The organism is Myceligenerans crystallogenes (assembly GCF_039529775.1).
In the GTDB taxonomy this organism is placed as follows: Bacteria; Actinomycetota; Actinomycetes; order Actinomycetales; family Cellulomonadaceae; genus Myceligenerans; species Myceligenerans crystallogenes.
In genome coordinates, this window is sequence record NZ_BAAANL010000007.1 from 240845 (window position 1) to 254005 (window position 13161).

Annotated in this window: 10 protein-coding genes; 4 read left to right on the forward strand and 6 right to left on the reverse strand. The window is 70.5% G+C overall.

From position 1 onward, the window contains the following. Positions 1 to 29: 29 nt before the first annotated feature. On the reverse strand, positions 30 to 3596 hold the full coding sequence (metH, locus tag ABD208_RS17075) for a methionine synthase (protein WP_344105305.1): 3567 nt from the start codon (positions 3594 to 3596) through the stop codon (positions 30 to 32). A 401-nt stretch (positions 3597 to 3997) separates the two neighbouring features. Between metH and ABD208_RS17080 the strand changes: the two genes are divergently transcribed. Further along, entirely contained in the window at positions 3998 to 4702 is a 705-nt protein-coding gene (locus ABD208_RS17080; RefSeq protein WP_344105211.1) for a DUF998 domain-containing protein, read from the forward strand. 41 nt (positions 4703 to 4743) lie between these two features. Continuing rightward, complete coding sequence (locus ABD208_RS17085) at positions 4744 to 5331, forward strand: RNA 2'-phosphotransferase (RefSeq protein ID WP_344105214.1); 588 nt, start codon at positions 4744 to 4746, stop codon at positions 5329 to 5331. 187 nt (positions 5332 to 5518) lie between these two features. Here the strand turns inward: ABD208_RS17085 and ABD208_RS17090 are convergent, their stop codons facing one another. Next, entirely contained in the window at positions 5519 to 8401 is a 2883-nt protein-coding gene (locus ABD208_RS17090; protein ID WP_344105216.1) for a discoidin domain-containing protein, read from the reverse strand. 215 nt (positions 8402 to 8616) lie between these two features. On the opposite strand from ABD208_RS17090, the gene ABD208_RS17095 reads away from it, so the two are divergent. Beyond that, positions 8617 to 9246: a hypothetical protein gene (locus tag ABD208_RS17095; RefSeq protein WP_344105218.1), complete on the forward strand. Its 630-nt coding sequence runs from the start codon at positions 8617 to 8619 to the stop codon at positions 9244 to 9246. 3 nt (positions 9247 to 9249) lie between these two features. Here ABD208_RS17095 and ABD208_RS17100 read toward each other — a convergent pair whose 3' ends face one another. Next, complete coding sequence (locus ABD208_RS17100) at positions 9250 to 10554, reverse strand: MFS transporter (RefSeq protein ID WP_344105220.1); 1305 nt, start codon at positions 10552 to 10554, stop codon at positions 9250 to 9252. Between the two features lie 314 nt (positions 10555 to 10868). Here ABD208_RS17100 and ABD208_RS17105 point away from each other — a divergent pair, with 314 nt between their 5' ends. Next, positions 10869 to 11324 carry a hypothetical protein gene (locus ABD208_RS17105; protein ID WP_344105222.1) on the forward strand — a complete coding sequence of 152 codons (456 nt, stop codon included), beginning with the start codon at positions 10869 to 10871 and terminating at the stop codon, positions 11322 to 11324. A 269-nt stretch (positions 11325 to 11593) separates the two neighbouring features. Here ABD208_RS17105 and ABD208_RS17110 read toward each other — a convergent pair whose 3' ends face one another. Genes ABD208_RS17110 through ABD208_RS17120 form a run of 3 tightly spaced genes read right to left on the reverse strand, consistent with a single transcriptional unit; the run spans position 11594 to position 13091 of the window. Then, positions 11594 to 11968, reverse strand: a complete 375-nt coding sequence (locus ABD208_RS17110) for a HepT-like ribonuclease domain-containing protein (RefSeq protein ID WP_344105224.1) — start codon at positions 11966 to 11968, stop codon at positions 11594 to 11596. Then, positions 11965 to 12402, reverse strand: coding sequence for a helix-turn-helix domain-containing protein (locus ABD208_RS17115; protein WP_344105226.1), 438 nt, complete (start codon positions 12400 to 12402; stop codon positions 11965 to 11967). Before ABD208_RS17115 ends, ABD208_RS17110 begins: the two co-directional genes overlap by 4 nt. Positions 12403 to 12437: 35 nt before the next feature. Then, a complete protein-coding gene (locus ABD208_RS17120; protein ID WP_344105229.1) occupies positions 12438 to 13091 on the reverse strand; it encodes an HAD family hydrolase in 654 nt (217 codons plus the stop codon). Positions 13092 to 13161: the final 70 nt, after the last annotated feature.

The following is a 13161-nucleotide window of genomic DNA, read 5'->3' on the forward strand; positions in this document are numbered from 1 at the left end:
GTCGAGCCGGCCTCGAGCACCGCAGCAACTCACACCGAGAAGTACTTCGCCTCCGGGTGGTGGAAGACCAGCGCGTCCGTGCTCTGTTCCGGGTGGAGCTGGAGTTCCTCGCTCAGGCGGACGCCCACGCGTTCCGCCTGGGTCAGTTCCATCACCTTGTGGCGGTCCTCCATGTTCGGGCAGGCCGGGTAGCCCAGGGACATGCGGGCGCCGCGGTACTCCAGCTTGAACAGGCCGTCGACCTCGTCCGGTTCCTCGTCGGCGAAGCCCAGCTCGTCGCGCACCCGCGAGTGCCAGAACTCCGCCAGGGACTCCGTGAGCTGCACCGACAGGCCGTGCAGCTCCATGTACTCGCGGTAGTGGTTGCCCTCGAACAGCTTGGCGGTGTGCGCGGCCACGAGGTCGCCGACCGTCACCAGCTGCACCGGGAACACGTCGTACCGGCCGGTCTCCTCGACCCACGACCGCGGCTTGAGGAAGTCGGCCAGGCACAGGTGCCGGTCCCGCTTCTGCCGCGGGAACGTGAACCGCAGCCGCTCGGTCCCGGGCTCCCCGCCGGACCCGCCGTCGGGCGCGGTCAGCCCCGCCAGCCCGGCCGCATGGTGCGCGACGACGACGTCGTCCCCCTCCGACCACGCCGGGAAGTACCCGTACACGACCGTCGGATCCATGATCTGCTCGGTGCGGATCCGGTCCAGCCACTCCGCCAGCCGCGGGCGCCCCTCGGTCTCGACGAGCTCCTCGTAGGTGGCCCCGCCCTCACCACGCCCCGGCTTGAGCCCCCACTGCCCCATGAACGTGGCGCGTTCGTCGAGGAACGCGGCGTAGTCCGCGAGCGCGATCCCCTTGACGATCCGCGTGCCCCAGAAGGGCGGCGTCGGCACCGGGTTGTCGGCGGCGACGTCGGACCGCGCCGGCATGTTCTCCGGCTCCGTCTCCGTCACCTTGACCGCGGTGTGCCGGCGCGTGCGCAGCGCGGGCAGGCCGACGGCGTCCGGCGACTCGCCGCGCGCCACGCGCACCAGCGGCTCCATGAGCCGCAGCCCCTCGAACGCGTCCTTGGCGTAGCGCACCGTCCCGTCGAACGCCCCGGCGAGGTCGTCCTCGACGTACGTCCGCGTGAGCGCGGCGCCGCCCAGCAGGATCGGCCAGCGCTTCGCCAGGCCGCGCGAGCCCAGTTCCGCCAGGTTCTCCTTCATCACGACGGTCGACTTCACGAGCAGCCCGGACATGCCGATCACGTCGGCGCCGTGCTCCTCGGCGGCGTCGATCATCGCGGAGATCGGCTGCTTGATGCCGATGTTCACCACGGTGTAGCCGTTGTTGGTGAGGATGATGTCCACGAGGTTCTTGCCGATGTCGTGCACGTCGCCGCGCACAGTGGCCAGCACGATCGTGCCCTTCGAGCCCGACTGCCCCTCGATCTTCTCCATGTGCGGTTCCAGCAGCGCCACCGCGGTCTTCATCACCTCGGCGCTCTGCAGCACGAACGGCAGCTGCATCTCGCCCTTGCCGAACAGCTCGCCCACCACTTTCATGCCTTCCAGCAGGTGGTCGTTGACGATGTCCAGCGCCTTCATCCCGTCGCCGAGCGCCTCGTCGACGTCCGGTTCGAGGCCCTTGCGGTTCCCGTCGATGATCCGCCGCGCCAGCCGCTCGCCCACGGGCAGCGCGGCCAGCTCCGCGGCGCGCGCGTCGCGCATCGCGGCGGTGTCCACGCCCTCGAACAGCTCCAGGAGCCGGGCCAGCGGGTCGTAGGTCAGCTCCCCGGCGTCGTCGTACCGGCGGCGGTCCCACACGAGATCGAGCGCGACCTCGCGCTGCTCGTCCGGGATGGCGTTCAGCGGCAGGATCTTCGCGGCGTGCACGATGGCGCTGTCCAGGCCCGCCTCGGTGCACTCGTGCAGGAACACCGAGTTCAGCACCGTGCGCGCGGCGGGGTTCAGGCCGAACGACACGTTCGACACGCCGAGCGTCGTGTGCACGCCCGGGTAGCGGCGCGTGATCTCGCGGATCGCCTCGATCGTCTCGATCGCGTCGCGGCGCGTCTCCTCCTGGCCGGTCGCGATGGGGAAGGTGAGGCAGTCGACGATGATGTCGTCGACGCGCATGCCCCAGTCGTTCGTCAGCGTCTCGATGAGGCGCGTCGCGATCTCGACCTTGCCCTCGCTGGTGCGCGCCTGCCCCTCCTCGTTGATCGTCAGGGCGACGACGGCGGCGCCGTGCTCCACCACCGCGGGCATGATCCGCGCGAACCGGGAGTTGGGCCCGTCGCCGTCCTCGAAGTTCACGGAGTTGACGACGCCGCGGCCGCCCAGCAGCTCCAGCCCGGCCCGGATCACCTCGGGCTCCGTGGAGTCGATGACGAGCGGCAGCGTCGACGCGCTGGCCAGCCGGGAGACGACCTCACGGACGTCGTCCACGCCGTCGCGCCCCACGTAGTCGACGCAGACGTCGAGCAGGTGCGCGCCGTCGCGCGTCTGCGCGCGGGCGATGTCGACGACGTCGTCCCAGCGCTGCTCCAGCATCGCCTCGCGGAACGCCTTGGAGCCGTTGGCGTTCGTGCGCTCGCCGATCGCCAGGTAGGAGGCGTCCTGGTGCAGGTCCGTGTGCGAGTAGAGGGAGGCGACGCCGTTCTCCCGCTGCGGGTCGCGGTCAGGGAGCTGGTTGCCGCGGACGACGTCGACGACCTGGCGCAGGTGCTCCGGGGTGGTGCCGCAGCAGCCGCCGACCAGGCCGAGCCCGAACTCGCGGGTGAACTGCTCGTGGGCGGCCGTGAGCTCTTCCGGGGTGAGCGGGTAGGTGGCGCCGTTCGGGCCGAGGACCGGGAGGCCCGCGTTGGGCTGGCACATGACCGGCATCTCGGCGTGGCGGGCCAGGTGACGCAGGTGCTCGCTCATCTGGTCGGGGCCGGTGGCGCAGTTCAGGCCGACGGCGTCGACGCCGATCGCCTGGAGCGTGGTGAGGGCCGCGCCGATCTCGGAGCCCATGAGCATGGTGCCGGTGGTCTCGACCGTGACCGAGACGAGGATCGGGAGGCGCACACCCGCTTCCTCCATGGCCTGGCGGGATCCGGAGACGGCGGACTTGGCCTGGAGGAGGTCCTGGCTGGTCTCGATGAGAAGCGCGTCCGCGCCGCCCTCGATGAGACCGGCGGCCTGCTCGGCGAACGTGTCGCGGAGGTGGGCGTACGTGGTGTGGCCGAGGCTCGGGAGTTTGGTGCCGGGACCCATCGAACCGAGCACCCAGCGGGGGTGATCCTCGGTGGCGTGAGCGTCGGCGCGCTCGCGGGCCAGGGCGGCGCCGGCGCGGGCGAGCTCGCGGATGCGGTCGTCGATGCCGTAGTCGGAGAGGTTCGACCAGTTGGCGCCGAACGTGTTCGACTCGATGGCGTCCACGCCGACCTCGAGGAACGCGTCGTGGATGCTGCCGATCATGTCCGGGCGGGTGACCGTCAGGATCTCGTTGCAGCCCTCCATGTCCTGGTAGTCCACCAGGGTGGGGTTCGCCTGCTGGATCATGGTGCCCATCGCGCCGTCGGCCACGACCACGCGCGAGCGCATCGCGGCCAGCAGAGCGGCGGGTCGCTCGGGCATGGGGAGGGCCAGGAGAGACGGGGAGACGGTCACGCTCAGAAGCCTAACTCGCAGGGGTTGACCGAGGTGGAGAGAATCAGGTGGTGGAATCCGGCGGCAGCCGGCCGCACACACGGCGGCAGTCCGAACCCTGCACTTGACGTCTTCCGGATGTTCCTCAAGACTGCCGAGCACATCCCCGGATGCTTCGGCTACCGGTTAGAAGGCCCCCGCCGAGCGGGGGCCTTCGGAATTTCAGGCCCAGCCTGTCGGCCGATGGACCTTCCCGTGATCATCCTCGAAGGCGTCCGGGAACTGCGACGCCGCGAGAGCAGCCCTGTCCGATGATTTCTCGGTTCCGGATCGTCTGTCATCGTGGAACCACGCGGAATTCACTGCGTGGTGCGGCCACGGAGGATGTCATGAGTACCGAGAACCCAGGCAGCGCGCCGAGCGGCAGGATCATCACCGGCCGTAACGGTCACCCCGTCGAGCTCGCGGCGGCGGTCACCCGGTCGATGCTCGGCTACGGCGTGCTCGCCGGGCCGTTCTATCTGGTGTTCGCGCTGATCCTCGGGTTGACGCGGGAGGGTTTCGACTTCTCGCGGCACGCGCTGAGCCTGCTCATGCTGGGGGACGGCGGGTGGCTGCAGGTGGTCAACCTGGCGCTGACCGGAGTCATGGTCGTGGTCGCGGGGCTCGGGATCCGGCGTGCGGCCGACGGCGCCAGGGGCGCCGGTGTCGCGGTCGTCGTGGCCGGTGTCGCCACCGTGCTCGCCGCGGTCTTCCCGCCCGACCCGGTCAGCGGGTTCCCCGTGGATGCGGAGCCGACGGCGACGGCGTCGGGCATCCTGCATCTGGCCGCGGGCGGCGTGCAGATGGTGGCGTTCGCCGTCGGCGCGTTCCTGGCGGCCCGGGTCTGGGCTACACGCGGCGCGTCGTGGTCGCGGGTCGCCGGGGTCGTGATCCTGGTGGCGTTCGTCGGCGGGGCGGCGGTGTCGGGCGTGGCCATGGGGCTCGGCGTGGCGCTGATCTGGCTGGCGGTGCTCACCGCGTTCGCGTGGCTGCTGGTCACGTCGCTGCGGCTGTACGGCGTCGTACCGCATCCGGATCTGACGATGCGGTGACAGGCCCCGGGGCCTCCTCGGCGTCGTCGTAGGATCTGGCCATGAATCCCCAGGCCAGAGCCGAGCGGGACGGCACGGACGTGCCGACCGCGCAGCAGACGGTGCGCCTCTCGAAGATGCTGTCCAAGACGCTCCGGCACGACCCGGGCCGCGTCGGGCTGACCCTGGACGACGGCGGCTGGGTCGGCATCGACACGCTCCTGGCCGCGTTCGAGCGCCACGGCACGACGATCACGCCGGCCGAGCTGGAGCACGTCGTCGAGCACAACGACAAGCGGCGGTTCATCATCGACGGCGGGCGGATCCGCGCCAACCAGGGGCACTCGATCGACGTCGACCTCGGCCTCGAACCGCAGACCCCGCCGCCGAACCTGTACCACGGCACCGGCGCGGGATCCGTCGAGTCGATCCTCGCCACGGGCATCCACTCCGGGAACCGGCAGCACGTCCACCTGTCCGCGGACGTCGACACCGCGCGCAGGGTCGGATCGCGCCACGGCAAGCCCGTCGTGCTGGTCGTCGAGGCCGCCGCGATGGCCGCGGCCGGCACGACGTTCTTCCGGTCGGCCAACGGGGTCTGGCTGGTCGACGCCGTCCCGCCGCGCCACGTCCGGCGGCAGGCCCCGTAACCTCGGCGCCGGCCCTGCCCGGTGGCGGCCGGGCGATGTCCGCGTCCGGCGCCTGGCGGTCGTGGACGTCGTTCTGCGCCCACCGTCGTCGGACATCGCCCGGCGGCCCGCCGTCGCAGGCATCGGCCGGCACCCGCCGTCGTCGTCGGGCATCGTGACGACGACGGCGGGCACCGCCGGGCCCTGCCTACTGGCCCGTGAACGTGAACGTCGAACCGGGCTCCTTGACGATGTCGCCGTCGCGGGAGTTCGTGACCGTCACGTCCGACAGGATGGCGTTGCCGCGCGCCCCGGCCATCGCGAGGATGCCCGAGCCGTTGGTGGATCTGTCGATCGTCACGTTGGTGAGGCGGACGTCCGGCAGGTTGCCGCCGCCCGTCTTGAACTGGATGCCGTCGTAGGTGGAGTCGACGACGTCCGTGTCACGGATGGTGACGCCGGGGATGTCCCTCCCCTGGGCGAACAGGGTGATCGCGCCGAACTCCTGGTCCTCGTTCCAGAACGCCCCGCCGGTGCGGTACAGGCCGTTGTTCGCGATCAGCGTCGTCCCGGAGAACGGCAGGGGGTCGTGGTCGGTCGCGAGCATGATGCCGGGGTAGTTCATGGTGTCGGAGACGAGGTTGTTCTCGATGGTGTTGCCGTAGCCGCCGTAGATCGCGATGCCGTTGGCCCGCCACGGGAGCTGCACCGTGTTGTTGCGGAAGTGGTTGTCGTGGCCGATGTCGACCGACGTGTCCTTCACGTACCGGCTCGCCCAGACCGCGAGGGCGTCGTCGCCGGTGTTCCGGAACGACGAGCCGGACACCGTGGAGTTGCGCGTGCCGTTGGCGAAGTTGATGCCGTCGGCGTAGGTGTTACGGATGCGCATCCCGGTGAACCGCAGTCCGTCGCCCGGGTTCCACAGCTCGGGGATGTTCGAGTAGTCGCGGCCCACCCACGCGCCGACGTTCGCGTGCTCGATCCACACGTCCGAGATCGTGGTGCCCTTGCCGAACCGCCCGTTGAGGGCGACGCCGCCCTCCGCGTTGCCGTCGCCGCCGCGGATGCGGCCCGACCCGAAGATCGCGATGCCGGAGATCTGGGTGTTGTCGTCGATGTCGAACCCGAAGTTGCCCTCGTGCGGGTGGTTGATGCCGCCGGCGTCCTGCGGCTGGATCAGGCTGTACAGCTGCGAGTGCCACATGCCCGCGCCGCGGATCGTGACGTCGCGGATGCCCACCTGGTTGTGCTGGCCGCGGTTGAGCGGGTCGTCGGTGAGGATCTTCTTCTCCTGGCGCCACTGGCCCGCGGGGATCCACACGCAGTCGATCTCGCCGTTCTGGTCGGCGGTCACGGCGGCCTGGATGGCGGCGGTGTCCTGGATGCCGTCATCGGGGATCGCGCCGTACTCGGTGATGGACGTGCAGGCCGCGGGCTTCGTGGCGGGCGGCGCGACCTGCTCCAGCTCGATCAGGTCGATGACGTACCAGGCGGCGTCGTCGCCGGCGTCGCGCTGGAGCGAGAACCTCGTGCCCGCCGGGTAGGAGCGTCCGAGCAGGGCGTGCGACTCGTCGAAGAGGCGGCGGGCGTCGGGCCCGGGGGTGTTGGTCAGGCCCTCCGGGTCGTCCGTGGTGCCGTAGAGCCACGAGTGCCGGGAGGAGAGGGTCAGCTTCTGCACGAACTGCCCGTCCGCGTAGAGGCTGAGGGTCTTCTCCTGACCCCCGCCCGAGGCGGCGTCCGGGATGGAGTTGCGCACGACGATCGAGTTGGTGGGCACCGTCGAGGTGAACTCGACGCGCTGGCCCGTGCCGGTCAGGCGGACCGACTCGCGGCCCGAGGACTCCGTGGCGAAGTTGGTGTGGCCGAACGTGCGCTGCGGGTCCGTCTGCAGGAGCGTCCCGGTGTAGGTGCCGTCCTCGGCCTCGTAGGTCGTGTAGGGGACGGGCGCGCCGCGGGTCGGGTCGACGGGCGGGTCCGTCGGGGTGGGCGTGGGGCTGGGCGTCGGGGTCGGTGTCGGGGTCGGCGTGGGGGTGGGTGTCGGCGTGGGTTCCGGCGACGGGACGCCGTACGCCTCGAGTTCCGCGACCTGTCCGTTGCCCGCGCCGGTGTTCGCCGTGAAGCGGAGCCGGATGTCCGACGCCGTCCCGGTGACCGGCACGTTCACGACGTTGCCGCTGCCCGGCGCGAAGGAGTACGCGGCCGAGGCCTTGAGCTCCTGCCACTCCCCCGTGCCGGTGCGGCCCAGGACCGAGAAGGTCTGGGTGCGCGCGGCCCAGACGCCGTCCGGGTTGAGCCGCACGCGCACGCTCGTGAGCTGCGTGGGCGTGGCGAGGCCGACATCGAGCGTCGACGGGTACTGCCCGGCCGCGCCCTCCCAGTAGGTGGCGGTATTGCCGTCGACGGCATTGCCTGCGCCGTAGGTCCACTGCACCGACGACGCCGTGGCGGGACGGTTCAGGGCGTGGTTCGGGCCGGCCGTCGGACTCGGGGTCGGGGTCGGGTCCGGCGTCGGCTCGGCGCCGGTGGGCGTGCCCCAGACCCGCAGCTCGGAGACCTGCCCGCTGCCCGCGCCGGTGTTCGCGGTGAACGCGAGGCGGATCTCGTCGGCCTGCCCGGCGAGCGGGATCTCCACGGTGTTGCCCGAGGCCGGGCTGAACGCGTAGGCGGCCGACGCCTTGAGCGTGCGGAACCCCGGCTCGCCGTCGGACCGCCCGAGCACGCTGAACGTCTGCGTGCGTGACGACCAGACGTCGGCCGGTGGCAGCGTGACGACGAGTCGCGCGAGGTCGGCCTCCGCGCCGAGGTCGACCGTGAGGTGCGCCGGGTACTGGCCGCCCGCACCCTCCCAGTAGGTGCCGGTGTTCCCGTCGTTCGCGTTGCGCGCCACGTAGTCCTGCGTCACGGACGACGCCGTGATCGGCTTTCCGAGCGCGACGTTCGCCTCTGCGGCATACGCGGCGGCGGAGTTCGTGGCGGCGGAGTTCGTGGCGCCGTTCGCGACGACGGCGTTCGCGACGGCCGACAGGCCGAGCGGCGCCGCGAGCGCCAGCACGGCCCCCGTGACGACCGCGTGCTTCCAGGGGATTCTCATGAACGTCCTCGTTCCTTCCTGTGCACGACTTTGTGCGGTAGGACTGTCAGGTTTTTGCGTCACGCAGTGCAGATATTACGAGGAGGAAATATCGGGCGTCAAGGGTGCCGTCGCCGGGGATCGCGTCGAGAGGGTCGGGCCGACGACGTCGTCGGGCCGCATCTGACCTGCTACTTTCCTGGCGCCGGGCCGGGATCCTCGCTCACACTGACGGCATGACCAATTCTGATCGGGCGGTCGCGGTGCGGCCTCACCTGCTGGTGTGGGTCGCGGTGATCATCGCCGTGACCGTGGTGCGTGACGTCGTCTTCCGCTGGACGGGAGCAGGCCAGGAAGTCCTCCTGGCCGACATGGAGATGGAGGCCCTGCTGTGGGCCCCTCTCCTGGCCACGGCGACAAGTGCGGTCGTACCGGTCGGGTACATCGCGGCCTTCTTCCCGGCGGCGCCGCGGTGGGCGCTGCCGGTGGCGATCGGCGCGTTCTGCGTGCTCGCGGTCGGCTTCCTGGGGGTCACCGGCCGCTTCGGGTTGCCTGACGAGCCCGTGTGGTTCGGGTACGTCTGGATCGCGTGCCTGCCTCTCGGGTACCTGATCCTTCTGGTCGCCGCCCTGGCCGTCGCGATCCGGGTGAACGGCCAGGTGGGGTGGGGCGTCGGGGTGCTGGTGCCGGCCGACCTGGTGCTGGGCTGGCTCCTCATGTTCGGTCCGGCGATCACCCTCGAGGCCGCTGAGTTCCGCGACGGCCCGTGGGTGGTGCCCGCCCTGGCGGGAATCGCCTGTCTGACGGCCCATGTCCTGATCGTGGCCGGGGCACTGCGCGCGAGCCGAGCCGCAGCCGGGGAATAGCCGCTACGCGGGGTCGGCCACCAGGGCGGCGTCGTCCGGACCTGCATGGTGCGTCGGCACCCAGCGCGTCGCGACCAGCACGAGCCCGACGACGAGCAGCACGGACGTCAGCACGAACGGGTACGTGCGGTCGATCCCCGAGAGCCATCCGGAGATCCAGCCGAACGGCGCCGCGCCGAGCATGATGAAGGTACGCTGCAGCGCCATCACGCGCGAGCGCTCCCCCGGGTCGACGTGCAGCGCGACGAGCGATTCCGAGAGCATGAACAGCAGGCCGGCACCGAAGCTGTCCAGCAGCAGGCACACCCCGAGGAACGCGTAGGTCGACGGCGTCGCGGCGCCGTCGGCCGCGGGGATCGCCACGAGCACGACCTGCCCGGCGAGGTGGACGCCGAACCCCAGCAACGTGGCCCGCTTGAGGTCGACGGCGGTGGTCAGGAGCGGGATGAGCGTGAAGAAGAACGTCACCGACAGCACCGAGCGCACCATCGGGAAGTACGGCAGGAACTCGTGCGGCACGTTCAGGTGCTCGCTGGCGACCACCTGCCAGAACGTGCCGTTCACGAGCACGACCGCGGCGGTCAGGGCCGCCACGCCCAGCGCGAGGAACGACCCGCGCGACCGGAACAGCAGCCCGAGCGCCCCGCGGTACCCGGCCAGCAGCTGCCAGACGCTCTGCCCGCGGGTCGCGGCCATCCGGACCTGTCCCTGCCGCGTCTCCCGCGACCACAGGTAGAGCCAGATGATCTTGACCAGCATGACGACGGCGGCGTTGACGTACAGGATGCGGACCGCGGGCTCGAGCCCGAGCTGGGCGACCAGGAAGGCGGCCAGGGGCGCGAACAGCGCGGAGCAGTCGGCGGCGACCTTGACCAGCGAGTAGATCCGGGTGATCTGGTCCCGCTCGGCGTCCTCGACCATGAGGCAGTCCCACGAGTTCTGCGTGACCTGCAGCGCGCCGTTCACCAGGGAGGCGACGAGGAAGAACCAGAAGTTCTCCGCGAACGCCCAGACCACGCACGGGATCACCCAGGCGATCACGTCGAACCACGCCGTGGTGACGCGCCGGCCGAGCCGGTCGGTGATGATCCCGCCCGCGAGCCCAAATACCACCTGGGAGAGCATCGAGATCGTCGCGAGCAGCCCGATCTGCGCGTCCTGCAGGCCCAGGGCCAGCATGAACACCGACGCGTACGGCAGCACCAGCGCCATGGACAGGCCCCACAGCGGCTCGGTCCACACGCAGGCGCGGGGGTTGCCACGGAGTTCGAGGAAGGTCCGCCAGAGCGGGTTACGAGCGCGAATCACGGGCGCAAGTCAATCACTTCACAACGACTCCTCACGAACCTGCCGCGGCTCGGCCGAAGGCTCGCCCGGGCGAGACACCTTTCGGCTGAGGTCGAACGATTTTGACCGGCACTCAGAACTCACCCACCATGGGGTCGATCACGTGCGTGTACACATCCTGACCCCGCATCATGGCGAGCGGATGTCTTGGCGGTCCGTCGCGGGACCGTCACATCGAATCCCACAGTCGCAAGGAGGAAACAATGAGCCCAAGGCGCCACATCGCTCGAGCCTCGTCCGTTTTCCTGGCCGCCATCACCCTGGCAGTCGCAACAGTGGCACCATCTCAGGCCGCCGAGCCCGGCCCGGAGACCGATTCACAGGCCGGCCGGCAGGTCGTCCGGCTTGCCAACGGTGACCTTCGGATCACCCTGCCCGAACGAGCCGACCTCACCGCGTCGGCGTCGAGTTCCCTCGCCGGAGCCCCGTACACCACCCCGAGCACCGACGAACGGAACTTCGTCCAGGCCGGGTACACCTGCGAGACCGGCCGCACGTGCCTCGAGGTCCCCTACGGCGGCGGGTGGTACGTCTTCAAGGAGGACTCGTACGGCACCTACGCGATGTACGACTGGTACGGAGAAGGGACCTGGGTGGACAACCAGACGGGCAACTGGTCCACCAGCATCCAAGACGGAAGCACCCAGGTGCAGTGCCTGCAAAGTGGTTACGACGACTCCGTGAACTGGACCCCCATCGACTCCTTCTGGATCCGCAGCTGGGGCTGCTGATCCGACCGGGCCCAGGACGTGCGGCCGGAAGCGCGGACATCACACGATGCGGCGCTTCCCGCCGCGCGCCGGCTCGGGCCGATGCACCCCGCGCGCTCGATTTCCGCGCAGCGTCGCCGACCGCCTGGCAGACGTGGACCGCCTTCACGCCGAGGGCGCCATCACCGACACCGAGCGCGAGGCCCAGCGAGGCCGCATCCTGGGCGAAGTCTGACCGAGGGGCGCGCCCGGACCCACATGCGATGCGGGCGACCCGCACGAACCACTCGTCAGGTAGCGGAAGCTGATACCGCGGTGTCCAGCAGCTTCCGCACCCGTTCGGCAACGACAGGAACGTTCTCGGCGAGGATCTCCCAGATGATCCCGAAGTCGACGACGTCGTAGCCGTGCGCGACGACGTTGCGGGTGTCCTTCAGGTTCCGGAGCTCCAGTTCAGGATGCTCCGGGATGAAGTCCGGCTCGTTGCGGTCAAGACGCGCGACAACCTCGCCGAGCCGGACGAGCAGGTCCTCGGCCGCGTATCGCAGGAACTCGTCGTCGTCGTAGGCGTCCTTGCCGCGCGCGACCAGCCGCGCCACGGCGTCGGTGTGCAGCAGCAGGTCCCCGAGCAGTCGTGACACCACCGGCTCGATCTCACCCGTCACAGCGGGACCGCCTCGTCGAGGATCTGCCGATGCCGCTCGCCGAGCCCGCCCTCGCTCACGACATCGACGTGCACACCCAGAAGCTCCTCCAGCTCGGGAGCGATCCGCCCGAAGGTCCAGGCAGCCCCGCGCGGAACCGACACAAGAATGTCGAGGTCACTCGACGGCGTGTCCTCGCGGCGAGCGACCGAACCGAAGACCCTGGCGTTACGCGCACCGTGCCGGGCGATCACCTCGCGAATCTCCGAACGGTGCTCCTCCAGCACGACCGCAGGACGACGCATCGCATGCCGAAGACGCTCGACCATCGCGGCCGACGCAGTCCGCCGCCCGGACTCGTACGCCGAGATATTCGACTGCGCCACGCCCGTCGCCTCAGCAAGCTGCTGCTGCGTCAGGCCGGCAGCCTCACGCTCGGCCCGCAGGTTGATCATGGACCGAACATATCATTGATAACCCGCCAACGCACTCACCCCCGGCCGCTGATCTCCTCGATCACCTCGATCGTCGTGTCGGCGACGACGTCGGGACGCTGCCCCTCGCCCGCCCACGGCCTGCCGTGGGCGATCCACGCGGTACGGACGCCCGCGGCCTGCCCTGCCGCCACATCGGCGTGAAGTGCGTCGCCGATCATCCAGACGTCGTCGCGTGCCGCGCCCGGCACGCCGAGGGCCTCCAGCGCGAGGTCGATGATGCGCGGGTCGGGCTTCTTGACGCCGGCCTCCCCGGACACCACGACGGCCTCGAACCGTTCCGCCAGCCCGGTCACCGCGAGCTTGCCTCGCTGCTGATGACCCGCGCCGTTGGTCACGACGGCGATCCGCTCGCCGCGCGCACGCAGCGCTTCCAGCGCCTCGACGACGCCGGGGTACGCGGTGACGTGCTCGCGGATCCCCGCCCGGAACGCCTCGACCGTGTCGGCGACCGACAGGTCCCACCCGAGCCGCTCGACGACGACGGCGGCCGTGTCCTCCTTCCGGGCGAACCCGCCCTCGTCGGCCTCGACGATCGCCGCGAGATCGGCCGGCGACAGACCGCGCGCCGCCACCTCCGCGGAAGCCCAAGCGAGGAAGGCACCCTCACGGTCGACGAGCGTGTTGTCCAGGTCGAAGAGCCAGATCACGCGCCGACTGTAGCGATCCCCGACGGCCCGGGGCCGGCCGTCTCACCGAGGTCCCGCTTCACTCCACCCG

Bases quoted from the DNA above. Each gene is read 5' to 3' on its own strand.
- metH (WP_344105305.1), bottom strand. From the start codon at position 3,596: ATGCCCGAGCGACCCGCCGCTCTGCTGGCCGCGATGCGCTCGCGCGTG.
- ABD208_RS17080 (WP_344105211.1), top strand. From the start codon at position 3,998: ATGAGTACCGAGAACCCAGGCAGCGCGCCGAGCGGCAGGATCATCACC.
- ABD208_RS17085 (WP_344105214.1), top strand. From the start codon at position 4,744: ATGAATCCCCAGGCCAGAGCCGAGCGGGACGGCACGGACGTGCCGACC.
- ABD208_RS17090 (WP_344105216.1), bottom strand. From the start codon at position 8,401: ATGAGAATCCCCTGGAAGCACGCGGTCGTCACGGGGGCCGTGCTGGCG.
- ABD208_RS17095 (WP_344105218.1), top strand. From the start codon at position 8,617: ATGACCAATTCTGATCGGGCGGTCGCGGTGCGGCCTCACCTGCTGGTG.
- ABD208_RS17115 (WP_344105226.1), bottom strand. From the start codon at position 12,402: ATGATCAACCTGCGGGCCGAGCGTGAGGCTGCCGGCCTGACGCAGCAG.